Source organism: Bacillus sp. BPN334 (assembly GCF_008368885.1).
GTDB lineage: Bacteria > Bacillota > Bacilli > Bacillales > Bacillaceae_G > Bacillus_A > Bacillus_A wiedmannii.
The window spans coordinates 1-24,566 of sequence record NZ_QOZW01000013.1; the positions used below are offsets into that span (position 1 = coordinate 1).

At 31.2% G+C, this 24,566-nt stretch carries 22 protein-coding genes; 15 read left to right on the plus strand and 7 right to left on the minus strand.

The genetic code is table 11. The features are described 5' to 3' along the window. The first annotated feature begins 458 nt into the window (after window positions 1-458). Together DN393_RS31635 and DN393_RS20570 are read left to right on the plus strand one after the other, a co-directional pair. The gene (locus DN393_RS31635; RefSeq protein WP_154131523.1) at window positions 459-599 is read left to right on the plus strand and encodes a hypothetical protein; all 141 of its coding nucleotides are present in this window, start codon (window positions 459-461) and stop codon (window positions 597-599) included. A 765-nt stretch (window positions 600-1,364) separates the two neighbouring features. Beyond that, complete coding sequence (locus DN393_RS20570) at window positions 1,365-1,700, plus strand: hypothetical protein (RefSeq protein WP_088047429.1); 336 nt, start codon at window positions 1,365-1,367, stop codon at window positions 1,698-1,700. A gap of 484 nt (window positions 1,701-2,184) precedes the next feature. On the opposite strand, the gene DN393_RS20575 is transcribed toward DN393_RS20570, so the two are convergent. From DN393_RS20575 to DN393_RS20580, 3 genes are all read right to left on the minus strand, one after another. Then, window positions 2,185-2,559 carry a hypothetical protein gene (locus tag DN393_RS20575; RefSeq protein WP_064474042.1) on the minus strand — a complete coding sequence of 125 codons (375 nt, stop codon included), beginning with the start codon at window positions 2,557-2,559 and terminating at the stop codon, window positions 2,185-2,187. 722 nt (window positions 2,560-3,281) lie between these two features. Continuing rightward, a complete protein-coding gene (locus DN393_RS31640; protein WP_064474043.1) occupies window positions 3,282-3,443 on the minus strand; it encodes a hypothetical protein in 162 nt (53 codons plus the stop codon). Then, window positions 3,443-4,558, minus strand: coding sequence for a response regulator aspartate phosphatase (locus tag DN393_RS20580; RefSeq protein ID WP_088047400.1), 1,116 nt, complete (start codon window positions 4,556-4,558; stop codon window positions 3,443-3,445). The genes DN393_RS31640 and DN393_RS20580 overlap by 1 nt, the downstream gene beginning before the upstream one ends. Window positions 4,559-4,831: 273 nt before the next feature. Between DN393_RS20580 and DN393_RS20585 the strand changes: the two genes are divergently transcribed. Then, the gene (locus DN393_RS20585) at window positions 4,832-4,984 is read left to right on the plus strand and encodes a PrpF domain-containing protein (protein WP_229135779.1); all 153 of its coding nucleotides are present in this window, start codon (window positions 4,832-4,834) and stop codon (window positions 4,982-4,984) included. A 260-nt stretch (window positions 4,985-5,244) separates the two neighbouring features. Here DN393_RS20585 and DN393_RS20590 read toward each other — a convergent pair whose 3' ends face one another. Further along, complete coding sequence (locus DN393_RS20590; protein WP_064474045.1) at window positions 5,245-5,670, minus strand: hypothetical protein; 426 nt, start codon at window positions 5,668-5,670, stop codon at window positions 5,245-5,247. A 281-nt stretch (window positions 5,671-5,951) separates the two neighbouring features. Next, a complete protein-coding gene (locus tag DN393_RS20595) occupies window positions 5,952-6,941 on the minus strand; it encodes a LacI family DNA-binding transcriptional regulator (protein WP_149173809.1) in 990 nt (329 codons plus the stop codon). 98 nt (window positions 6,942-7,039) lie between these two features. On the opposite strand from DN393_RS20595, the gene DN393_RS20600 reads away from it, so the two are divergent. The 12 genes from DN393_RS20600 to DN393_RS20655 all read left to right on the plus strand — a co-directional run bounded on the left by DN393_RS20600 (window position 7,040) and on the right by DN393_RS20655 (window position 22,126). Beyond that, complete coding sequence (locus DN393_RS20600) at window positions 7,040-8,365, plus strand: DegT/DnrJ/EryC1/StrS aminotransferase family protein (RefSeq protein WP_016135571.1); 1,326 nt, start codon at window positions 7,040-7,042, stop codon at window positions 8,363-8,365. Next, window positions 8,352-9,212: an HAD-IIB family hydrolase gene (locus DN393_RS20605; protein ID WP_088047397.1), complete on the plus strand. Its 861-nt coding sequence runs from the start codon at window positions 8,352-8,354 to the stop codon at window positions 9,210-9,212. Before DN393_RS20600 ends, DN393_RS20605 begins: the two co-directional genes overlap by 14 nt. A gap of 17 nt (window positions 9,213-9,229) precedes the next feature. Next, window positions 9,230-10,279: a Gfo/Idh/MocA family protein gene (locus tag DN393_RS20610; protein WP_064474049.1), complete on the plus strand. Its 1,050-nt coding sequence runs from the start codon at window positions 9,230-9,232 to the stop codon at window positions 10,277-10,279. A 74-nt stretch (window positions 10,280-10,353) separates the two neighbouring features. Beyond that, window positions 10,354-11,556 (plus strand): MFS transporter, encoded by a 1,203-nt coding sequence (locus DN393_RS20615; RefSeq protein ID WP_088083750.1) that lies wholly within the window; start codon window positions 10,354-10,356, stop codon window positions 11,554-11,556. A 303-nt stretch (window positions 11,557-11,859) separates the two neighbouring features. Then, complete coding sequence (locus tag DN393_RS20620) at window positions 11,860-12,072, plus strand: DUF2164 family protein (RefSeq protein WP_064474051.1); 213 nt, start codon at window positions 11,860-11,862, stop codon at window positions 12,070-12,072. Between the two features lie 397 nt (window positions 12,073-12,469). After that, window positions 12,470-14,452 carry a serine hydrolase domain-containing protein gene (locus DN393_RS20625; protein ID WP_149173957.1) on the plus strand — a complete coding sequence of 661 codons (1,983 nt, stop codon included), beginning with the start codon at window positions 12,470-12,472 and terminating at the stop codon, window positions 14,450-14,452. A 622-nt stretch (window positions 14,453-15,074) separates the two neighbouring features. Then, a complete protein-coding gene (locus tag DN393_RS20630; RefSeq protein ID WP_064474052.1) occupies window positions 15,075-15,662 on the plus strand; it encodes a TetR/AcrR family transcriptional regulator in 588 nt (195 codons plus the stop codon). 8 nt (window positions 15,663-15,670) lie between these two features. After that, entirely contained in the window at window positions 15,671-16,315 is a 645-nt protein-coding gene (locus DN393_RS20635) for an HXXEE domain-containing protein (protein ID WP_081257092.1), read from the plus strand. A 522-nt stretch (window positions 16,316-16,837) separates the two neighbouring features. Next, window positions 16,838-17,530, plus strand: a complete 693-nt coding sequence (locus DN393_RS20640; protein WP_064474054.1) for an exosporium leader peptide-containing protein — start codon at window positions 16,838-16,840, stop codon at window positions 17,528-17,530. A gap of 439 nt (window positions 17,531-17,969) precedes the next feature. Further along, on the plus strand, window positions 17,970-19,169 hold the full coding sequence (locus tag DN393_RS20645; RefSeq protein WP_064474055.1) for an FAD/NAD(P)-binding oxidoreductase: 1,200 nt from the start codon (window positions 17,970-17,972) through the stop codon (window positions 19,167-19,169). A 66-nt stretch (window positions 19,170-19,235) separates the two neighbouring features. Then, complete coding sequence (locus DN393_RS20650) at window positions 19,236-20,657, plus strand: MBL fold metallo-hydrolase (protein ID WP_149173810.1); 1,422 nt, start codon at window positions 19,236-19,238, stop codon at window positions 20,655-20,657. A gap of 341 nt (window positions 20,658-20,998) precedes the next feature. Beyond that, window positions 20,999-22,126, plus strand: a complete 1,128-nt coding sequence (locus tag DN393_RS20655) for a copper amine oxidase (RefSeq protein ID WP_149173811.1) — start codon at window positions 20,999-21,001, stop codon at window positions 22,124-22,126. Window positions 22,127-22,352: 226 nt separating this feature from the next. Here the strand turns inward: DN393_RS20655 and DN393_RS20660 are convergent, their stop codons facing one another. Together DN393_RS20660 and DN393_RS20665 are read right to left on the minus strand one after the other, a co-directional pair. Then, window positions 22,353-22,934, minus strand: coding sequence for a hypothetical protein (locus tag DN393_RS20660; RefSeq protein WP_064474058.1), 582 nt, complete (start codon window positions 22,932-22,934; stop codon window positions 22,353-22,355). Between the two features lie 119 nt (window positions 22,935-23,053). Further along, window positions 23,054-24,307: an MFS transporter gene (locus tag DN393_RS20665; protein WP_064474059.1), complete on the minus strand. Its 1,254-nt coding sequence runs from the start codon at window positions 24,305-24,307 to the stop codon at window positions 23,054-23,056. Window positions 24,308-24,566: the final 259 nt, after the last annotated feature.

A 24,566-nucleotide genomic window follows, 5' to 3' on the forward strand; every position in this document is an offset into this window, starting at 1 on the left:
TCTTTTTCAAGGCATATTAACTGTAAGGAGAATCATGAAATGCTACTTCAAATCTTTATTAGGGGAAAGATTTTGAAAAAGCTTAACATACATCTATTTTTACATAAATGTAATATATAGTAAATTGATAATGTTTATACTTACTATTACTAATATTCAATCAAGATAGTTAACACTATTTGTATAGTGTTAACTGATGTTTAGTGTAGTATACATTTAGAAATCTGGTATTAGATTAAAATTGTCAAAAAGCTAATAGATTTATCATTTCAAATTTTAATTAAGACTTAAACGATTTTAATTGAAATTGGTGTGTATTAACTCTTATAAGCTAATGAAAGTAAATAAAATAAACAAAGACCCTGTAAAAAAATACAGGGTCGGATACAGGGTTAAGGGAACGCATAGTTTCTTAAAAACATAATAGCATATATATTTTGTTTAGCTATATGAGGATTTTGACAAAATTAAGAACAAGACAAAAAATCTTTAAGAAAATATATTGGTGGAGATATGATTTGGAAGTGAACTGTTTACCTGTTGATTTAGATGAAAGTTTTGAGCACCGTGATCAATCGGTCTTTGAATTAGAGGTTTAGGTTAGTGAGATAATTAATCTTTCTGAAAAAGAAAAATGTTTTTTTAGATTAAAAGAAGAAAAGACACCTTTTGGGTGTCTTTTCTTTTGATATACAGCTCACATATTGTTGAATTAGATACGAAACCATAATTCGACTATAAAATAAACAACATAAGAAATTTTAACATAATCTGGACTGAACAGAATATGTAATAGTGCATTTTTAGTATTCATTTGGTTTATTGTGGATATAGAACAGCAATATAAATAAAAAAGGGCATGCAGTCGTATCTGCTGCCCTTTTTAGGAGGAATTTAAGACACCAATAGGACACGTATTGGTAAAAAGGCTCAAAAATAGTATATGTAAAAAGAAAAAGTCCTATACCAAAAGTGGACTGAGCTTTATCTTTTTTACTTATTCAAAAATCAAATCCCGCTCTTTTTGAAATCGGTACAGCAAACATATAGTTTGGAATGGAATCAGAAAAAGTATACATGAAAATGGCAGACAACAATTTTGTCGCCTGCCGGTGCCAAGGGACTGAATGAGTTAGTCAATTCCTATAAATTGCTACCCCATTACCAGAAGAGTGAAGCCGCTAGTTCAAACGGCTTAAACCTAGTTTGCCTGATAAAGAAAAAATTATGAGTGAAAATTTTGTTTGCTCTATATGAAAAGATACTTAGATATTCATCAGACAAGGATAATACAGCATACCTTGAATAGGGTGTAGGAACGAATTAAGGAAAAGAATGTGATTAAGGAAGGGACTGAATCAGGAGTGGGAATTTCGGACAGGATTTGGGGAGCCGTGGTTGCCTTGGGCATTGCGACTAATATCGTTGCTTGTATAATGGCAGTATACATTCAAAAAAATGAGTTAATGATAAACTACCTTACAAATATTTTATTTTTAATAATTATAGCGATAACGTATATTAAGATGAAAATTAACAAGTGGGTGGCGTTAGGATTTACGTTAGTTGTAATGGAAAAAGGTATTAAGGCAGGTTATGATTTCTACACACATGATTACTATGGTGTCAGTTGGAGTTTAGCTATCATTGTCTATTGCATATACGAGATGGCTAATTATTATGTTGAAACAAATAATTAGCCCCAAAAATAAGGGTTAGTAGGCGGAATTCTTGTTAAAGTATACAATTTTTTTGAACAATGATATTACGGTCCTGTTTTTTACTTTAAGAGAATAAAAAAAGACGCCATAAGGCGCTCCAAAATTGGGTAAATGAGGTTTTAGCTTTTTAATTTAAAGAAATTATGTATCAGCTCACAATGAAAATATATCATAATATACAATCAAAATAATATACATTAGTACATATCTGAGTTTAACAAAAGTAAGAGGATGCAAATCAAAATAATATAAAAAAGACACTACAAGAGTGTCTTTTTTAGGAAAATACTCTATAATTAACTTTGGGGAAGGTAATGTTAGAGTATATATTTAGCATTATCTTTATATTTGATAAACCATGAAATCAAAAGATTTTGTGGTTTATTTTTTGAACAATAGATATTACATTATTGGCAGTGAGCTATTGATCATTATAAGCATTAGGAGAAAGGGGATTAAAAGTCTAACATCGAATAACAGTTCCGGAATATAGCGTTGCGAAATGATCTCCCATATCCCAAACGGTACTTGCTTGTATATAGCCCTTAAAGCCTTCTGAAGAATAATAGATCTCGTTTGGTATACTTTCTTTAGTTTGGAAATGTGCTTTAGAATATTTTACATAATGGTTTTTAATAACTTTTGATTCTGGAACAATATTGTTTTTTTGTTCCAATGTTTGCCTAGCACTAGAAGGTGGTATGAATTTTTGAGTGTCTTGGTAATTATGATCTAAGGTGTCAGCCTGTACACTGTGTGACGACACAAAGACGCTTAAACTACTTCCCACAATTAATGTTGCAAATGCTAACTTTGAGACTTTCGTTAATCTAATCATTTTATAATCTCCTTTTCATTATTTTGTAAGGTACCTCCTTACACCTCACAGTCTATATCCACTACATAAGGGTGTACATACATATTGATAGACAAAATTCTACAAAATACCTCTTGTTTTTTGATTTGTGTATAATAATTCAATGTTTGATAATTTATTAGAAGTAAAAATGTAGGCCTTATATAAATGAAAATGAATAATTTATGCAGATCTTGTATATAAAATTATTGTTCAAATATTCTAAAATGAGTTGATAAAGATGATGTGGTATTATTAGACAATAATTGATTCGATAGGATGATTTTGAAAAGTGAATTCTCTTTTTGAGTTTTTATCATTTAAAATAACTAAGGAATCAAGTACAAGACCACAATTTAAATAAAAAAAATGAGAAAAATGATACACATTTTTCTCACTTTCATCAATTAGGGTGGCATATACATAAATATGCGTTTAAGAGGATTTTTGGATGAAAAATCCACATACATAGTATAACAAAATATTTAAGACTCTTCGCATGTAATATTGCATATGAAAAGTTGGTAGATATAATAGATAGTCTATTTCTATTATTTAACGGATTTTCCGAAAGAGTTCTCCTGTCTTAAGAGAGTGCTGGGTGATAGATGAGAGAAGAATTTTGGTTTGGCTTAGCCAAAAGAACAATACATATTTTGATATGTAAAGACCCTCCAAATGGAGGGTCTTTACATACACTTATATTAATTTTGTTGTGGTGCACCACCATGATCGCCAACACTATATGAAGGAGCAGGATAATGTCCATGGGTAGCAAGCTGATCTGTTTTAGAAAACTGAGAAACTCCCGCCGTTAGAACTCCAATAAAAGCAATACCTGATAATAATAGGTTGATTTTTTTCATTATTTTAACACTCCTTTTTCAATTGATTTTCTTCTTGCTTGGTAACAAATATGGAAATAGTCACTTACCTTTTGGTGGTTCTCTAGTTGTCTACATTTTGTAGCAAATAATTCAGCGTATTCGACAACAAATTCCCATAATTCTTCTTCCTCAAAGTATAAGATTCCTTCTTGAATGATATTTTCTAATTCTTCCAATGGAATATTTTCGTTTAATCTTTTTAAAATAGAAAAGTGGTGTGTGTATTCTTCGTTATGAATTCCTCTACAGATCTGTAATCCCTTATCAATGAGTTTGCTAGCTGCTAATTGTTCTCCTAATTTATAATGTTCCTTAGCTTGTAGGAAGATAGCCTTGAAGTGTGTAGGGATTTTCTCTGTTACTTCTGAAAGGTGACGAATAGCTAACGTAGACATACTTTGATCAGAATACAGCCATCCCATAGTACTTTTTACGTATAACAAAGAATCTTCTTCCTTATTCTTTTGTAGTAATTCAATTGCACAATGTAGATATTCTTCTGCTTGTTCGTACTGCTTTAAATAGATACAGCAACCTCCTAGCAAACTATTACAAAAGGCTGTTTTTACTTCATAACCTTCATACTTCGAAAAGATTTCTCTCGATTTATTTGCGTATTCGATAGAAGCTAGCATGTTATAGGTATGGTGATAAAAAGTAGCAATTCTATAGTAGAATTCAGCGTGTTCAATTTCATCTGGAATGTCTACTAATATCTTTTCCGCCAGTTTATAATGTTCCTCTGCCTCAGTAAAACTTGATATAAAAGTGGAATGAATGGATTTAAAAAAGTGATAATAGAAGCGTAGAAAATGGTCTGTAGGCATATCATAATCACTAATAGCATCAAAACTATTTTGTTGAATACCGAGGCTATCTGTTAAGACCGTGTAACGAAATTCAAGTAGTGAGTAATAAAGTAACAAATTTTGATCCTGATGTTCTTGATTCGACTCAATGCGTAACTTATTAATTTTTTCATCAATTTTCTTTTTCAGATTAGTAGCTTTTATAACTTGTTGAGATAGCATAGATCGATACCAGTCGTTCAATAGAGAGGTTAACTCTTCATTTCTCTTTAATGAAACACTCATTATATACTCCCCCATCCTATAGAAATATCCTAATCCAATTTAATTGTAACTATCATAGCAAAATAGAAGGGAAAATGAAGTGATTTTACATTTTTTTCAATAATATTCAGAAAACAATCAATTGTTGTCGAATGTGCTTATAATTTAAGTTATTTGTTTGGTAAATGTGATCAATTTAATACGATTAACATTCAGAATAATCAATCATTTTTTATTTTGTATATAAAGAATAAAAGTTTTATATTGTGAAGTATAGAAGGGAGATGCTTATAAATGAAAATACCTTGTTTTATCATGCGTGGAGGAACGTCAAAAGGCTTCTTTTTTTTAGATAAAGATTTGCCTTCCAATCAATCTATTAGAGATGAGATTATTTTAAAAGCATTAGGGGCAGGGAATGCAAGAGGTGTTGATGGAATGCATTAGATCCTTTATCAAATAAAATTGCGATTATTCGGGCGTCTACTACACCAGGGATAGATATCGATTATACTTAGGAATCCCTCACTTCTAAACGAAGTGAAAGTGGGGGTAGTTCAAAATAATGAGAAAGAATCAAAGTTATGATGTATTGAAAGAAAAGAGCGTATTAATTTTCCGAACCAGGGTTAAATGTCAAAGGTTCGAAATAATCTTCTAAACCTTGAAATAACAGGTAAAAATAATAAGCACTCACGTAGAAGTGCTTATTCAAATGCGATTTCTGTTTTACCATCTGATGTGAAGTATCTTATGGTTGTTTTGTCGTATTCTTGCAAGCCACTTTGCGCAACGGCGTCTTTTAACTTTGTTCTCGTTCTGTAGCCGAAATTTTTTCGTAAGCCTTCGTCAGCATTTGACAATGCTGTTTTGTCAACGAAAACATATAAGACATACACGTTATTTTCTTTATTTAATTCAACCGCTGTTACAGTACCACCGAAATATTCTATAATCTCTTTGGTTCTACGTTCAATACTTTTTGTCATTCTTGTCTGCTCATCTTTTGGTTGTTCTGTTTTCACCGTTGTTTGTTGTGTTTTTGGCTGCTCCTTTTGAACCATTTCTTTTTCGCCGCAAGCTGCTAACATTACAACCGATAAACCAACTACGAATACTGATTTCTTCATCATCTAAATCCTCTTAATGCTAATATATAAATATTAGCATACAATGAAATTTCTTGCTGAATATGGAATGAAATGTAATGCTTGTCGTGGGTATGAATTATGTGATGTCACCTATTGTAACAGTTAAAATGTTAGTACTTATCTTTTCTTAATAACATTATATATTTGGCTTCGTGAAAAGCATTTTAATGGATTGTTTTAGCTTAATATAAAAAGAGAACGCATTATTATTTACGTCCTCTTTTTATATATTAGATAAATTTAAGCAGAAACATTTATTTTAATTATGTAGATTCACGAATAATTAAGTTAGTAGGATATTCGATAATTTTACGTTTAATAGATTCATCTGTATTTATATATAGTAGTATCTCGTTAACGGTTCGTTTACTCAGTTTAACAATTGGAATATCAATAGTACTAATTGTTGGGGTTGTAACTGTACAAATTAATTGATTATCATAACCACAAACAGCTAAGTCAGTTGGAATAGAATATCCTTTAATAGTAGCTCCTTTAATGACTCCAGCAGCAACTTGATCATTTCCTGTAAATAATGCAGTAGGTTTATCTTTTAATTTATCTAGCTTCTCAAAAATTCTAAACCCATCATTAATAGTAATTGCATCTCCAAATAGCCATTTTTTATTGAATGGTAATTGTTTTTCTTTTAAGGCATGCAGATAACCTTGTTGGCGTTTTAATTGTGCTTGACTATTAAGAGAATCAAAACAAAAGCCAATTTTTTTATGACCTTTGCTTATTAAATGTTTAACAGCTTTGTATCCAGCTTCAAATTCATCGTAACAAATTACCGGAATAGGTGCATTTTCCTCATACTCATTACAAAGTATTATGGGCCCATATGCTAAATAATGCTCTATATTTTCCCAACTATTTTCTAGGGATGCGAGAATTACACCATCTACAGCCTTATTCTTTAGTAAGGAAAGTAATTCAAGTTCAATTTTTTTCTCATAAAAAGTCTGATAAATTATCAATTTGTAATTATGCTTTAATAATTCTTTAGAAATTTCTCTAGCTAATTTTCCGAAAAAGGGATGATCTATATTGGGAATTGATAGTGCAATGGTTTGTGTCTTATTTATCCTAAGATTCCTTGCAATAGAACTAGGAGTATAGTTGAATTCTTGCATTACTTTTATTATTTTCTCACGTTTTTCTGAATTTACATAAGGATGATTATTTAGAACTCTTGAAACCGTAGCATTTGATACATTACATAATTTAGCTATTTCATTAATTGTTACCATAGAGAAACCCTCCGTAAAAAATATGTTGACATGTAATCGATAACATAAAATATAGTCTACTCATGATTTTCAAAATAATTTCTTAGAGGTGATTTAACGTGAAAACTCTTACTACAATTTCTGGACATAGTAAAGACAATTTAGCTTTATTAAAGTGCCTCCAGGGGGAAACAAAAGAAAAAGAATTTGAAATTAGTAATATATTACCGAATCACAAGATGAAAGAGAAATTATTTAGGGAAAACAAATTGAAAATAGATATTGATATAGAAAAAGATATTTTCAATTATAGCAGAAAAAATATACAGAAAATAGAATTTATGCCAGTTAATCGGTTGATTTCTCAAGATGAGGTTGAAAAAATTATAGGGGTTTTAAAAGATGTTTTACCGACAGGTCAATTCACAAGTGGACCATTTTCAAAAAAACTAGAAGAAGTAATCGGAAGTTATTTAAATAAAAAGTTTGTAATTGCAACAAGTAGTGGCACAGATGCTCTTATGGTGTCATTGTTATCTATTGGTATCCAGCCGGGGGATGAAGTAATTATGCCAGCTAATAGTTTTGCTGCTACTGAAAATGCTGTGTTAGCAGTCGGAGCAAAACCTATATTTGTAGATATAGATCAGAAGAGTTATTGTATTGATCCTTCTAAAATCGAAGAAGCTATCACCCAAAAAACTAAATGCATTTTGCCTGTACATTTGTATGGTAAACAATGTGAAATGAAAAAAATTCGTGAAATCGCGGATATATATCAATTAAGAGTTATTGAAGATGCATGTCAAGCTATTGGTTCTTCAAATCTTGGAGAATATGGAGATATTATTGTTCTTAGTTTTAACCCATATAAGAATTTTGGTGTATGTGGTAAGGCAGGTGCAATAGTTACCGATAATGAAACTCTTGCAATACGTTGCAATCAATATAGTTATCATGGATTTGAAATTGATAAAAAAAATAAAAAGGTATTAGACTTTGGATTCAATTCTAAAATTGATAATTTGCAAGCAGCGATTGGTTTGGAAAGAATTAAGTATTTATCATACAACAATTTAAAAAGAGCGTATTTAGCTCAACGATATATACGTGATTTAAAGGAATTAGAAGATAGAGAATTAATTAAGCTACCTAAGATGACAGAAGATAATGTCTGGCACCTTTTTCCGATTAGAGTTGAAAATGGAAGAAGAGACGAGTTGAAAAATAAATTGTACCAATTGTATAACATTGAAACAGATATTTATTATCCGGTATTATCTCATAAACAAAATACTAAGTGGGTAAAGGAAAATGATTTGCAAAAAAATATATTAAATACAGAGCAAGTTCATAAAGAAATATTACATTTACCTTTACACCCAAACATGATGTTAGAAGAGCAAAATTTCGTTTTGGAGGGATTATTCAATGTCAATAAATAATGAAGTTTTAAAGTCTTTAAATTTTGAAAGACTACCGCAGGTTAAAAAGCCTAAATATGTAGTGTTCTGTGATTTTGATGAAACTTATTATCCTCATAACATGGATGATTCTAAAAGAAGCAATATGAAATTGTTAGAAAAGTATTTGTATGAACACGGAAGTAAAGGGGATTTAGTAATTGGTTGGGTAACGGGAAGTAGTTTAGAATCAATTGTTGAAAAAATGAAAAAGGGTGGTATGCAGTATTTCCCTCATTTTGTGGCGAGTGGATTAGGTACAGAAATAACGTACTTTGATAGTAATGGGACTACTATAGATGATCAAATTTGGGAAGGGAGAATTATAGAGGGTGGTTTTGATTCTTCAAAGATTGAAAGAATTCTTAAATTGCTAGAAATAAAATATGAAATTTTTTTAAGACCTCAGACACAATTAGGAAGTTCTAAGTACAAATTTAATTTTTATTATGAAGAGCAAAATGAATTTATTGATGCAAAGAATTTAGAAAAGATAGAAGAAATCGGAGAAATATTCCAAGTTGGAGTTAATATTAACAAATGTAATCCATTAGCTGGTGATCCAGAAAATTGCTATGATGTAGATTTTATTCCACTTGGAACAGGTAAAGATGAGATAGTGAAATTTATTTTAGACAAGTACGAACTAGATAAAACAAATGCAATAGCTTTTGGAGATAGTGGGAATGATTTAAGAATGCTACAAGCTGTAAGACATGGTTATTTAGTAGAAAATGCAACAGAAGAGGCTAAAAAAATACACTCAATGTTAGCTCAAGGTGAATACTCGATTGGAATTTTAAATACTCTAAAGCACATTATTAATTAAAAGGGGATGTTCATATAATGAATATTGGAATTATAGGTGCAGGAAGTATTGCAAGAGCTCATTCTAGAGCATTATCAACTGTTGATAATTGTAAATTAGTTGGAGTGTATGATGTTAATTATGAGAATGCCGATAAATTGATAGGGGATTTTGGTGGGAAGGTTTTTAATAGCTATGAAGAGTTACTAGAAGTAGTTGAGGGGGTAATAATATCTTCCCCGAATTTTTGTCATAAATCTCAAGCTGTTCAAGCGTTATTAAAAAACAAACATGTGTTATGTGAAAAGCCAATGGCAATCTCTTGTGAAGAAGCAAAATATATGATGACAATAGCAAAAAATACTAATTTAGTCGCTTCAATGGGTTTTAACTATCGCTACTTATCTTATGTAAAGGCTTTAAAACAATTAATTCAAAATGAAGAATTAGGGGATATAGTAGTGATAAGATTGCATTTTAAAAAGAATAGCGCTTTTAGAAGAACTTCGTTTACTTGGCGAGATGATTTTCAAAGTAATAAAACTAGTGGGGCCTTGGGAGATTTGGGGATCCATCTAATAGACTTACTATGGTTTTTGTTCGAGAGTGATTTTAGAGAGGATACCGTTCGTACTAAAATTAAAACAAATGTTAAGGAAAAAGAAAGCAAACCAGTATTTGTTGATGACTATGCTGAGGTGTATGGCCAATTGAAAAATAAGGTTTTTGTTAATATTACAACATCTAAAAGTTCGTTTCTTGACGATTGTGGTTTTAGTATAGAGGTAATAGGTACGAAGAAAGAATATAAGTATTCTTCTAAAGAGCCAAATAAATATGTACTCTTTGATGGATTGGAAAAACATGAAATCCCATTACCATTACCTTTACTAGTCGATCCAGAAAATGAGATTTTTGAATGGTCTGATTCTTTTAGAAGTGAAATTATAGAATGGGCAAAGGCTGCGGAAGGTGGACCTAAAAAGTCTGTAGCAACATTTGAAGATGGATTTCGTTCACAAGTTATATTGGATATGTTTTTTGATAAGAGCAGTAGTAATAAAGAACGATCTGTAGCAACTATTTAGTTTTATGGTAAAAACAGGGGTTTAGAACATTTACTTAAATCCCTGTTTTTATTTTGGATTGGAGTTGAGAAAAGATGCGGTTAATGTTTTATTATGGTTGCTTGTTTTATTTTATTGTAGGAATAATACATGTTTGCATAGGTAGTTTAATTCCTTCATTAATACAATATTATGGAAGAACCCCTGATCAATTAGGTGTTTTAATATTTTTTCAATTCACAGGTTTTTTATTCGGTGTTCTAAGTTCACCCATACTAGTAAGAAAGTATCATTATTTTAAAACTATAACATTAGGTGTTTTAGTAATGTCCATTGTTCTAGGAGGTTTTATATATATTAAAGAATGGGCATATTTAGCCGTTATTTGCTTTGTATTAGGCTATGGAGCAGGTTTGTTAGAAACTACGGTGGGTTCCTTTATTATTTCAGCAGAAAGGAATAGTGCTGCTAAATTTAGCATTCTCGAAGTATGGTTTGGGGTTGGGGCGCTAGGGTTTCCGTTACTAGTTAATTATATTATAAAATTTTATGAATGGTATTTTATTCTTTATGGGATATTACTATTCTTTATTTTTACACTATTTGTTTGGTACATGTTTGGACGTACAAAATTTCTGAATTTTTCTCCTCAAAATAATGAAAAGGGAGGAGCATCCCTTTCCTCATTTACTCTAAAATTTAAAAGTGAAAAGATTACAGTTATATTATTTATTTCACTTTTTGCATTCTTATATGCAGGCATAGAAACTAATCTTGCAAATTTTTTATCTACAATAATGATTCTTACCAATAATGAATTAATCAGTTCAGTAAGTATATCTTGTTTTTGGCTAGCAATAGTTATAGGAAGATTACTTGTAGGTAAGCTAGCCCATAAATTTAATTATTGGACATACATTACATATAGTTGCTTTACATTAGTGATTCTTTTATCTCTATTTCCCTTTGTTCGAGGTACAGGTATGTATTTGTTTATCATCTTTATTATTGGTTTAGTCATAGCGGGTGTTTTTCCAATAACATTAATCCTAGCTTCCCGTATTATGGAAAATAATATTGATCAAGTGACTAGTCTATTTATTGCATCGGCCAGTTTAGGGGGGGCATTAGTATCTTTCCTAATTAGCTGGAGTCTATCATTAAATACTATCACTGTTACTTTTGGGATATTTTCTCTTTTTGCATTTAGTCTAGGTTGTATTATTTTAAAAATGAGGAAAATTTCAACTTACAGTAATGAAAGTACCAAAAAAGTAGAAAGTATGAAAAATTTATAGAAAAAATTTTTCATAATGTGAAAAAGGTAATATTATGTGGAATCTCTAAAAAAATTGATAAAGTTAAAAATTCCGTATTTGGGCTTTGTTTTATATATTGTAATGTGTAATATAGAAATCAGAGTTACTTCAAAAATAAAAATGATATGCAATAGTGAACAGTTTTCAGGTGATTGAATGTCATGATATGAAAAGAATGCCTTGTTGTATATACAATAAGGTGGTAAAGAACATATTTTCATAAGTAATAAAAAGTTATTTTAATTAGCTTTTAAGATTAATCTAAGAGGGGTTTGTTATCGAATGGAGATAAAGATTAGTAAAAAGGATAAGATTGATATCTCTAAAAAATTAAAGTCTTTTTTAGCTGAACAGTATTCACTGGAATTGGGTGAATATATAAGCTATGAGTTACTTGAATTCATAATAAAGGAATTAAATCCACATTTTAATCAAGTTACTATGGATAGGTTAGAAATGTTGTTAAAGAATATAGAAAAAGATATATACAGTTAATAGACTTTAAATGAGAATTGAAAAACTAAAATATCATTTTAGATATCTTAATACTCAGTAAGAATAGAATAAGTAATGCGTTATAAAACACCCATCCAATTTTATTGATTATATAAGGATGGGTGTTTTCTTCATATAGGATGTTATGAAAAAACTGTCGATGCAAGTCTACATTAAAGACTATCCCGCATTTTTGTATGCTATATCATTTTCTATAACTAAAACCTAATGATATATAGACTAATTCCATAAGGGAAGAGTTGGTAAATAATAGAATTGAAACAAAATTAGAAAAAATACATATATAATGGTAGAATATGGTTGGTTAACCTATAGATGAAGAATCCATAAATCTATTATTAAAGGGGGAATTAATTTGGGGAATAGGAACAAAAGAATGAAAAATTATTTTCAAAGGTTAGTAGCTGTAAGTGTTTGTTTTTTGTTAGTTTTTCTGGGGAGCAATTATTCAAAAGCCGAAACTGTTGCACCAATACCATTAAATTCTAAAGATGTAGAAGCATTCACCAATAAAGTAATTCCAGAGAAAATGAAAAAAGAAAACGCAGCTGGTGTAGCTCTTGTCGTTGTAAAAGATAATCAAATTCTATTTCAAAAGGGATTCGGATTTTCCGATAAAGAAAAGAATACTCCCATCGATCCTAAAAAAACAGTTTTTCGATTAGCGTCAATATCAAAAGTTTTTACTGCTAGTGCTGTCATGCAGTTAGTTGAACAAGGAAAAATTGATTTAAATAAAGATATAGTAAATTATATGGGGGGATTAAAGTACCAAAATAACATGGGTGAACCAGTTACAATGGAGCATTTACTTACCCATACAACAGGGTTTGATTACGTAGATCCTAGACCCGAGGACATCCATTATCAAGATAATGATTATACAATGCTTAAAGATTATGTAGAAGATAATATGCCCACAGTAGTGAGAAAGCCAGGAGATACATATACATATGATAATTTTGCTTCTATGCTTCAAGGGTATATTGTTCAAAATCTGACAAACACACCTTTTTATAAATATATGGCCAAAAATATTTTTTACCCTCTAGAAATGCATAATAGTAGTTTTGTTATGACTAATTTTATTAAAGAAAAGTTAGCAACAGGATATGATGCTACAGGTAATGCCATCCCATTTTACCAAACTAGACCAACAGATATGCCACAAGGGAGTATGTTTTCTACAGGGAGTGATGTAGCCAATTTCATGATTGCTCAATTGAATGATGGTAAATTTAAAAATAACCAAATACTACAAAAAGAAACTGTAGAAGATATGCAAAAAACAAAATTTGCTTTACATCCCAAATACCCTAACATGACATACGGATTTGAGTTCTTTTCACCACAAAGTCATAATGGGCAATATGTGTTCGGTAAAGGTGGAAATATACCAGGTTTTTCATCTTTAATGTGGTTAATTCCAGAGCATAAAATTGGAGTTTTTGTTGTTACAAATAAAGATAGTTCAGCACTTCCTGTTGAAGTATTTGATGATTTTATGAATCACTATTTTCCAGATAAAACAAAGCCTGAATATTTAACCCCTAATGAAGAAGAATTAAAGAAATTTGAAGGTGTTTATCGTGATTTGAGATTAAAAAACCTAATGTCACATGTAACCATAAGTGAAGGAAAGTTATATGTAAGTGATAAAGTATATGGTAAACAGGAGCTAAAACAAATAGATCCTTTACTATTTGAGGATGAAAAAGGGAATTATATGGCATTTAAACTTCACAAAGATGGTACTGTGAAAGAAATGATACATTGGAACTCTGGCAGCTCAGCGGCGAAGTTAAGTGAGCCTGAGAGATTTAAAGACGTAGATGAAAATCATCCATATGCTAAGTTTATAGATCCTTTACATCAATACGAGGTATTACAAGCCAATAAGGAGGGGAATTTCTCTCCAGAAACTTCTCTTACACGAGCAGAATTTGCATATTGGTTATCTCAAATTGCTTACTTTACATCACCTTCAAAAAAAGAACCAGTGTTTTCTGATGTGAAAAATCATCCGTATGCACCACATATTCAAAAGTTATATGAATTTGGTATTTTATATGAAAAAGAAGGGAAACAATTCTCTCCAGACCGTGCAATTACTAGACAAGAAGCAGCATGGATTACCTGGCAGTATTTAAAAATGTTAGGAGCGCCATCTGCAGATGCAACATTAAAAGGAGAAACTGATGATTGGGCAATAGAATCCGTGAAAAACATTGTAGGTCATCGTTTAGTAGGGCCTGAGGTTATATATAATGAAGATGGATCAGCAGATTATCTATCAAAACAAAGTATGAAACGACAAGAGGCAGCTGCATTGTTATTTTACGTTTTGTTATCTAGTTAATTTTTTTTGAGGTAAATTTCACAAAAAGAAAAAATCTAAAGAGCTTGAAATAATACACAGAAAAAGAATAGTCTTCGACCAATGATTTATCGTAACAAACAGGATGAATGAGTTATAACCATGCTCCAAATCTTAAGTAGAGCTGGTAATAGAAGGATTTCTTAAATGTTTTGTAATGTAAGGAGCTCCTTTCAGAGGAGCTTTTTTATTTTATTATTAATAATTTCATGTACCGTAATTATTAATAATAAAATAAAAATATTCAACAAGGGGATTCAGTCCAAGCTAGGTCACAGTAATACATTAGTTACCAATAAATAGGATACATAAAAAAATTGTGTTCATCTTTTTTCTTAGGAAAGAAAAATAATGTTAATTTATATAATTGTTTACACAGCAGCTCAATTATTAAAATTACTGACTGCTCACATTATGGAGGGACTGGAAAACAACAAAGACGTTCTCAAATGTATATATAAACTTTAATAACAAAGATAAAAAAGAATAGGGAATCGGAAATGTCGAAAGGATTAAATTGATATTAAAAATTGAAGGTGATACTATAAATTTAAACAATGTTTAAAACGTTGTTTAAATGATAAATTTTAGAGGAGGAGATAAGTTGAGGGGAAATGAAAACATATCTACGAAAGAAAAGATTTTAAATACAACATTAGAGTTAATTAAAGACAAAGGCTTCGAAAGTGTAACAATAAGAAAAATTGCGGCATTGTCAGATACTAATATTGCGCTTATCAATTACCATTTTGGCTCAAAAGAAAAGTTGATTAGTGAAACAATTAAAGTCTTATTAATTAGCTTTCAATACACTTTTTCTATTTTAGATGATATTAAAGTGCCAGCAAAAGAAAGATTAAAAATATTTTTACTTGATTATGTACTAGTAATTCGGCAATACCCCGAGTTAGTTAGGAAAATTATTGCAATGGGAACTACGGTATTTACATCTCAATACGAATATGGAGATTTTTTGAAGAGGCTCGGTTTTAGTAAAGTGAAGAATATTTTGAGTGAAATAACAAATGAAACGGATCAGGAAATTTTAATGATGATGACAGTGCAAATATTCGGATCCATTTTTCTTCCAGCATTAATGATGCCAATTCTTGAATCAGGGGCAGATATAAGAATACTGCCTGTAGAAAAGCAAATTGATTTCCTATTTGAACGCTATTTTTATAAAAATTGAGATAGTGGGTGATAGAGATGATTAGTTTCTTTAGAAAGCATTGGTGTGATGTAGGGTTAGTTATGGCAATTGTTGTCGTAGGTTGTTTGGTCACCAATTTTGGAGAAATGAGTGAAATAAAAGTACTGTTAGCGTTAAGTTTTGTAGCCATTTTAGTGCATCAATTTGAAGAGTATCGTTGGCCAGGTTATTTTGCTGGTCTGTTTAATGTAGTTATATTTAAAAGTGATATACCAAATCGCTATCCATTAAATACACAATCTGCTATGGTAATAAATATTTTGATTGCGTATGTTTTTTATTTACTTCCGGTTTTCTTTCCAAATATTATATGGCTTGGGTTGGCCCCTATTTTAATGGGATTTTTTCAATTCATATGGCATGGTATTTTTGCGAATATAAAAGCTAAAACAATATACAACCCAGGATTAGGTGCGGTTGTATTACTACATGTTCCGATTGGTTATGCATATATGAGATATGTTCTTTTACACAATTTAGCTACAAATTTGGATTGGATATTAGGGATAATCTATTTTCTAGTAGCTACCTATTTTTTAATTATAAAAGGAAATATGTTACTGAAAAGTAAGGAGACAAATTATTATTTTTCTAAAAAGCAATTAGGTCCGTACAATGATGCATTAAAGTGATTCAGAAGGGATTTTGGATGCAGAATAAAGTACAAGTGGATTACAAAAGGTGCGTAGGCGCCTTTTTTTGAAGGAGATTTTTGTATTTTGGGGTATCACTATATCGCAATCAACTTAAGAAATTAATTGTTCACCAAAACGAAAAAAATGAGCCGAATTGTATAAATAACTGTAAAAGGGGCAAATTTTCGTTTTTGGATGTCATAAAATTCTTAAGTTGATGGGCATGTGGCGGTACTCCATATACCACCATTCTAAATCAATTATTTTACTACCTTATTCATAGTTTCTATATATTTATTAAATTCATCATCTTTCATATCACCATCCATCTGTAAAAAGGAAATTCCCTCCGTACATCCAATTCGGAAGATTTAGACCAAGCATAATAAATCCAGCTACAAGCTTTTTTTCATATTTTGTAAAATAAAAAGGAGAAATTCCGCTTATGTGAAGATCATTTGTCTAGTAATGAGCATTTAATAATTATGGTAAGTACAAGCATCATAAGGAGATGTGTGCATGAATAAAGAAAATGAATTTTTGATTGGAGCAGCATTTGATCCGAACTTACTGGGTCCTACATTGCCACCTATCCCGCCTTTTACATTGCCAACAGGACCCACTGGTTCGACTGGGACTACAGGTCCTACTGGTCCGACTGGAATAACAGGACCTACAGGATTCACTGGATCAACCGGAGAAACCGGATTAACGGGACCAACAGGAATTGGAAGTACAGGTCCAACAGGAATCGGAAGTACTGTAGCTTATGGAGCATTGTATGATAGATCTAATACACTTCGTACAGCAAATGTAGGCCAAAAAGTAGTTTTCCAGAATCTTGGTCCATCTTTGGGAACAAATCTAGATTTATTAAATAATAGTATCCAAGTGTTGAGTGGTGGAATATATGAAATTAATATGGATTTAACAGCAAGAGTCTTTAATCGTGATTTAACCCCTGCAAATACAGTTTTAAAATTTAGGTTATATATTAATGACATTACACCTGTTCAAGAAAGTGAATTTGAAGGTACGACATCTATAAGTACAGATGTCCCTGCAAACGTTTTGAATGCGTATACCATCGGGAAAACAGTATTAATTAGATTAAATGCAAATGATTCATTAAGTATTATAATTGATGTTGCACAAGGTGAAGTTTCTTCTTATGGAAATCCATCTTTAGTGGTAACAAGAATTGCAGATTAATATCGGGCGTTAGAGAAAAAATTTTAATAATAAATTGAACGAAGCTGTTCAATAAGAAGTGAAAAAGTTCGCCATTTAATACAATAAGAGCATGTTTTTAATAAACGTTTTTAAAAACATGCTCTTTCAGTTTGTTAATATTTTTGAATCTTGTGGTAGCACGCCATGCCCATCAAGCTGATATTCTTAGACATCTCCATAACGAGAATTCTACCTTTTTACAGTTATTTATAAGAATTCGTCTCATTTTTTTCGTTTTGGGTGACAATTAATTTTTTAAGTTGATGACCATGTGGTGCTACCCCATATAGTAATGTCGATGGGTAATATTAACAAAATATTCATTTAAATCAGATAAAACAAGAGTGTTTTTAACTTATAATAATATTATTACTCCGATGAGTTAAATTGAAAACTAATTTCAGGTAGGAGGAGGATAATGAAGACCAGAGAAAGTTATAAAATTGTTGTAATTGGTGCTGGAACTGCTGGAATATCTTCTACTGCACATTTGTTACGAAATGTACCCCTATTGAAAGAAAGTATTGCAATTATTGATCCATCAAAAAAACATTACTTTCAACCACTATGGAGTTTAGTGGGGGGAGGAATTGTATCAAAGGAAAGTACGATACGTGATCAAGAATTGCTTATTCCAAAAGGGGCAACATGGATCCCTAAAAGTGTTGTTAGGTTGTTTCCAGATGAAAATAAGCTACTTTTAGATGATGGACTGCTGATTGAGTATGAAATTCTTATTGTAGCAGCCGGTATACAAATAAATTGGGACGGCATTAAAGGCTTAAAGGAGTCTATTGGGATTAATGGGGTTTGTAGCAATTACTCTTATAAATATGTTGATTCTACTTGGAGAGAAATTGAAAAATTTAAAGGAGGAAATGCGGTGTTTACCCACCCAAATACTCCTATTAAATGCGGTGGTGCTCCACAAAAGATTATGTATTTAGCAGAAGAGTATTTTTCTAATAGCGGTGTAAGAAACAAAAGTGAAGTAATGTTTTATACCGCGAACGCTAACATATTTCAGGTTCCACGATATGCTAATACATTAGAACAAGTACTTGAAAGAAAGAAAATAATAACAAATTATAATAAAAACTTAGTAGAAATTATCGCTGAGAAGAAAGAGGCAATTTTTGAAGATACGCAAACACTGAAAAGAGAGACAGTACCGTATAGTATGATCCATGTTGTTCCACCTATGGGGCCACCTAATTTTATTAAAGAGAGTGAAATAAGTGATTCTCAGGGCTGGGTAGATATAAACCCTTATACTTTGCAACATGTACAGTATAAGAATATTTTCGGACTTGGAGATTGTACCAATTTACCAACCTCTAAAACTGGAGCGGCAATTCGAAAACAAATACCTGTCTTAAAACAAAATATTATGGACGTACTTAACGGAAGAGACTTGCATGCTAAATATGATGGATATACATCGTGCCCCATTGTTACAGGTTATAAAAGTCTTATACTCGCTGAATTTAACTATGAACATGAGCCTCAAGAAACGTTTCCGTTTAATCAAGCGAAAGAACGATATAGTATGTTTTTACTTAAAAGATATATGTTGCCCTATATGTATTGGAACTTTATGTTGAAAGGGATCCTATAGAAGAATATAGAAAGCGATTACAAGTGTTGAAAAGTAATTTGAAATAACTAATTGGAGGGAATAGCTATGCTTTTAAAATATTTTTATGATGAAAAATTAGCACATGCTTCTTATTTAGTTGGTTGTCAGAAGGAAGGCGTAGCAATTGTAATTGATCCGGGTCGCTATATAGAACAATATATAGAATTTGCTAAGAAAGAGGGGATGGAAGTAATTGCTGCGGCTGAAACTCACATTCATGCAGATTTTCTTTCTGGGTCTAGAGAACTTTCTACTCTTTATCATGCCAATTTATATGTATCTGATGAAGGTGATTGTGATTGGAAATATCAATATCTTAACGAAGGTCGATATTATTTGGTTAGAGAGGGGGCAGAGTTTAAAGTAGGTCATATAAAATTTAATGTAATTCACACACCAGGGCATACACCTGAAAGTATTTCTTTTTTAGTAACTGATACAAGTCAAAATAACTATAAGAATGATAAGCCAATAGGAATATTCACAGGTGATTTTATATTTGTTGGAGATATAGGAAGACCCGATTTATTAGAAACTGCTGTAGGTATGAAAGATACCGCAAAAATAGGAGCGAAAGAATTATTTGATTCTATACAAAAAATAAAAACACTCCCTGATTATTTGCAAATATGGCCATCACATGGTGCAGGAAGCGCATGTGGAAAAGCATTAGGAGCAATTCCCACTTCTACCTTAGGCTATGAAAAGATGTTCAATTGGGCATTTCAGTGTAATGAAGAAAGTGATTTTGTATCGACTTTATTGACGGGACAGCCAGAGCCTCCAAAATATTTTTCATTAATGAAGAATTTAAATCAGTATGGTCCTCCAATTCGTAAGAAGAGAGAAGTTTTTGCTATTAAAACAGTAGAAGAACTTCAAGAAGTTATGAGGAGCGTTCAGCAAATAGTTGATATAAGGGATATAGAGAGTTTTGCTTATGGGCACATCGAGAAATCAATTAACATACCGTATAACAATTCTTTCACAACTTGGTGTGGGTGGTTACTAGAATATAAAACAGAAACTTTAATCATTCTAGATGAGGAAAAGGTTAAAGCGGAGGAGGTTATTAGAGACTTTGAGTCCATTGGCTTAGATAATATTATTGCTTTTGCACCTTCAAAGGTAATTCAAAGATTCCAAAGTTTAGAAATTTATAAGGAAAAAACATCAAATGAATTATATCCGTTAATAAAAGATGGAAGTGTAAAGGTTATCGATGTGCGTAGTAAAAAAGAGTGGGATGAAGGATATCTTTATGATGCAATACATATTGCTTTAGGTAATCTACTTGAACGGCTAGATGATGTACCGAAAAATTGTCCAATAGTTTTACAATGTCGAACGGGGTTACGTTCCGCTATAGCAGCTAGTATTTTACAAAGAGCTGGTATAAAGGAAGTAGTTAATCTAAAGGGAGGATTTCTTGCGTGGAAAAAGTCGGGATTACCATACGAGAATTAATTTTTTTATAAACTAGTTTTTTAATCCTGTAACTAAATAAACGAGATATTATGAAATTATTAAGTCTTATAATATAGATAATATACAGTTAGGGTATAAAAAAGAAATCTAGTTCGATAGCTAGAAATTGCATCGCCTATTTCTAGCTATTGAACTAAAAGTGGGAGATGCTTATTTTATTTAATGAAATATTTTAGAATGAATTAATAACATTAGATTTAATTAATTTATCCAAATGAATCAGTATTTCTCAATAATAACAGCTGTATATTTTATTTACATTTATTGTATGCGAAGCGTATGCTAGATTTAGTTGTAATAAATGGAAGGGAGCTGTATTTTTGAAAAGAAAAGTTTTTTCATCAGTTTTGCTATCGTCACTTTTGTTTTTAGGAATAACTGATTCAGGAGGGGTAGATGCTTCTACGATTACACAAGTAAAATATAACCAAGGCGGGGCAAAGTATATATATACAAATGCACCTGAAGTTGTATACGATAATCCAAATATGGGATCGAACTTTGACGATGGTAAGTATGCTTACTACACAAACGAAAGAATATTAGAAGCAAATCAAGAATATAGTGCTGAATTTTTTAATCGAAATTATACTGGGGCTACATTGAAATTTGGATATGCTATACACAATGAAGATCGTATACCACAAACTATAAGAATTAAAAATAGCGCTGTAAATGCGGCATACCCGGTTAGCCCTGACGGTTCGTGGGACATAATGGGGATTACATCTAGTACTATAGTTAAATATGGAAATAGTAGCAATGATCAAGCTATTACTATTCCAGCAGGTGGCCATGTATTTATATTAGAGAAAGAGGTAGAAGACACTTTTGCAGTTAATGGGAAAATTAAATTCATTCCGAATACAAAATTAACACTACGTCAATTTGTTTCAAAGAAAAAACCAGATGGACAGTTCCCTAGCCCTTCAGCAATCTTTGATTCCATAAAAACACCACAGGTTAAAAATTATAATAAAAATACTTCAACTGCTAATTATAATTACGATGAAAGGTATGCTGTTATTGATAATGCGACAACAAGTAGCTTTTATGTAGGTTTAAAAACAAGTAAAGCCTATCCTCAATCCAGTGTTGGTATTAATGAATACGAAGCACCTCTATGGTATTTAGGAAATTCTAACCCAACTCTTGAAGGGAATTATGGAATTGTTTACGACTTTCAATTTAAAAATGCGGCAGGAAAGAAAATTAGAATTAAACCTGAAATTATTTCAGAAAATGATAAGCCATCTGATCCAGAGAAATTTCCGCCACTAGCATTTTTTTCACAAGTAACTTATTGGACTTCAGGAGCTTGGAAAAGTACTACTAAATTAACCAAACCCGATCAATATCATTATATAACTATTCCAACAGACCAACATGTAAAATTCATTTTACCAAGTGGTAATAATGGTAATAATCTTTTTGAAATCATTGAATAATGATTTGGGATTAAGATTAAATAAGAAGGTGGAGCATATTGCAGATGCCTTTTTTGTCACAATGGTGTAAGAGCATAAAAAATCGTCAGTGGCTGTTTAAAAGCACTGACGATTTTTTTGTATAGTTCATAGTTATACTTAAGTGTTTAAAGTTGTATAAATTTCTTTTGAGTGTAAAATCAAAGGAGCGTCACATATTTAATAGAAATTTGGAACATAATTTATTTTAAAGAGATTCAGGTGGGTTTAACTTAATTGAATCTATCATAACTGTAATATTTTTCGAATTACCTTTGACTGAAAGTTTTATCTTTTCAAGTTGTACTGTTTTTGAAAAATCTTCATGTCCAATTGACTCAATTAATTGATCTAATTCATTAGTCCAGGTAACGTTAGTAGCTTGTATCATCGCTTTAATCGTAGGTTTATCTGCATGGCCATTATACATAATTCCATCAATCATTTTTCCGCCTTCCCTTAACATAACACTTACCCATTTCGCATTTCTATCTAAATCATCTCTTGTTTTTGGATAAAAAAATCTATATGTATTAGATTTTTTTTCTAGCTCAAGATTAAATGGGAGAATTTTGACACCCTGAGTAGATAATGTACTCTTTATATTATTATAGTTCTTCAAATATTCTTCTGCTGTCATATTATTAAATGGAATTTTTTCTTTTTCACCTTCATGCTTTTTTTGAGATGTTTCCATTTTATTTAGAGTATCCTTGTGTTCTGTATCTTTGCAACCTAATAGGCTAGCTGCTAACAGAAAGGTTCCTAGTAGAAGGATTTTTTTTGTCATATGAATCTCTCCTTTAGTAGTATAGAAAAATGCAGAAAGAGTGGGTATCGGTATCCCTAACACTTTCTGCATTTTTCATGTTTAGATACTTATTGTGTTTTTGGTATATCGAAAGAATATTATTTATATGATCTAATTGATTTAAGAAAGAACAGCACAATTAGCCCTGAAATAAATAATAAGACTCCATTTATTAATAAGATTAATGGTGGACCATATATGTCAGCAAAAAATGAGGAAATAGCTAGAGCAATTGGTGATGCTATACTCGTAAGGGAACCAAGTGTTCCAAAGGTTCTACCTTGCAATTCTGGTGATACTTCAACCTTAATAATGACATTGACTAAGAGTGTGCAGAACGAAAAAAGTATTCCCAAGAGTAGAATTAAAGGCACTGCATACAGTACTGATGGAGCAAAAGATATTCCTACAAAGATTGGAGCCAATAAAACCATACTAAGAATTATCCACCAACCACGACGATGTAATTTTTTATCAAAAAAGATGATAATCCCTGCGCCTAACATATAACCTATTGGAATACTGGATTCTATTATTCCAAATTCAATAGGATTTGCTTTCCATACTTTTACAGACATTACCTGGATAAGCATTAAAGAAGCGGTGAAAAATGTAATTAAAGTGGGTGAGAGAATAATAATAGACTTAGCAAATGGATTCTTCCATATATACTTAAAGCCTGCAATAAGGTCTTCATGAAATGAGTTTTTCACATCAGATTTTTTAATAGAATTAGGAAATTTTCCACTTAACAACACTAGAATGGCAGATAGCATAAAAGTAAATGCGTCGACTGAAATAGCGATGCTCCCACCAAAGGCTGCAACGACAATTCCTCCTATAGCTAGCCCTGATATTCGGGAAACGTTATCTGCGACATTTAATACACCAGTTGCTTGTTGAACTTTTTCTTTTCCTACAATATCGATTAAGGAAGCATGGAAGGCGGGAGATTGAAATAGCCCTGCGCAAGAAGTGAGGGCAGTTAAGATAATAATGAGAATAAATGGTGTGCCAGGAAGTGCAATACAAAGTGCAATACCTAGTATCAAAAGACTTCGTATCATATCTGTTATCCACATTAATTTTCTGCGATCGACCCTATCAGCAACAGTACCTGCGATGGAAGAAAATAACATGCTCATAACCATATGAGTTATAGCAATGGTAGACATTAATTTAGCACTACCGGTGGATTGCAGTACCCAGAGATTTAAAGCAATACTGTGAAATGAATTCCCAAACATTGACAAAGTATAACCTGTAAATACAAATGTAAATGTACGATTTTTCCATATTGTCTTTTTAGAAGAAACAGCAAGAGAAGAATCTAATTCGACTTGTTGTTGCATAGTATGGCCACCTCACAAATTTAAGTATTTAATTTTGAAAATTTGCTTACAAACTAAAAGTGGTGAATTTAAGTAATCAAGTTAATTAGAAGGCTAATGAAATAGAATCTTGCTGCATTAGAGTTATATTAATATAAAATATTGTTATTCTGAGGTAATAAAGGCAGTGATGAGATAGATTTAAGTACATAAGTAACTAATATAATCCCTATACATTATTTTTATGAAATCAAATTACATGAAAATAACTACTAATAGC

Bases quoted from the DNA above. Each gene is read 5' to 3' on its own strand.
- DN393_RS20575 (WP_064474042.1), bottom strand. From the start codon at position 2,559: ATGATTAGATTAACGAAAGTCTCAAAGTTAGCATTTGCAACATTAATT.
- DN393_RS31640 (WP_064474043.1), bottom strand. From the start codon at position 3,443: ATGAAAAAAATCAACCTATTATTATCAGGTATTGCTTTTATTGGAGTT.
- DN393_RS20580 (WP_088047400.1), bottom strand. From the start codon at position 4,558: ATGAGTGTTTCATTAAAGAGAAATGAAGAGTTAACCTCTCTATTGAAC.
- DN393_RS20585 (WP_229135779.1), top strand. From the start codon at position 4,832: ATGAAAATACCTTGTTTTATCATGCGTGGAGGAACGTCAAAAGGCTTC.
- DN393_RS20590 (WP_064474045.1), bottom strand. From the start codon at position 5,670: ATGATGAAGAAATCAGTATTCGTAGTTGGTTTATCGGTTGTAATGTTA.
- DN393_RS20595 (WP_149173809.1), bottom strand. From the start codon at position 6,941: ATGGTAACAATTAATGAAATAGCTAAATTATGTAATGTATCAAATGCT.
- DN393_RS20605 (WP_088047397.1), top strand. From the start codon at position 8,352: ATGTCAATAAATAATGAAGTTTTAAAGTCTTTAAATTTTGAAAGACTA.
- DN393_RS20610 (WP_064474049.1), top strand. From the start codon at position 9,230: ATGAATATTGGAATTATAGGTGCAGGAAGTATTGCAAGAGCTCATTCT.
- DN393_RS20615 (WP_088083750.1), top strand. From the start codon at position 10,354: ATGCGGTTAATGTTTTATTATGGTTGCTTGTTTTATTTTATTGTAGGA.
- DN393_RS20620 (WP_064474051.1), top strand. From the start codon at position 11,860: ATGGAGATAAAGATTAGTAAAAAGGATAAGATTGATATCTCTAAAAAA.
- DN393_RS20625 (WP_149173957.1), top strand. From the start codon at position 12,470: ATGAAAAATTATTTTCAAAGGTTAGTAGCTGTAAGTGTTTGTTTTTTG.
- DN393_RS20640 (WP_064474054.1), top strand. From the start codon at position 16,838: ATGAATAAAGAAAATGAATTTTTGATTGGAGCAGCATTTGATCCGAAC.
- DN393_RS20645 (WP_064474055.1), top strand. From the start codon at position 17,970: ATGAAGACCAGAGAAAGTTATAAAATTGTTGTAATTGGTGCTGGAACT.
- DN393_RS20650 (WP_149173810.1), top strand. From the start codon at position 19,236: ATGCTTTTAAAATATTTTTATGATGAAAAATTAGCACATGCTTCTTAT.
- DN393_RS20660 (WP_064474058.1), bottom strand. From the start codon at position 22,934: ATGACAAAAAAAATCCTTCTACTAGGAACCTTTCTGTTAGCAGCTAGC.
- DN393_RS20665 (WP_064474059.1), bottom strand. From the start codon at position 24,307: ATGCAACAACAAGTCGAATTAGATTCTTCTCTTGCTGTTTCTTCTAAA.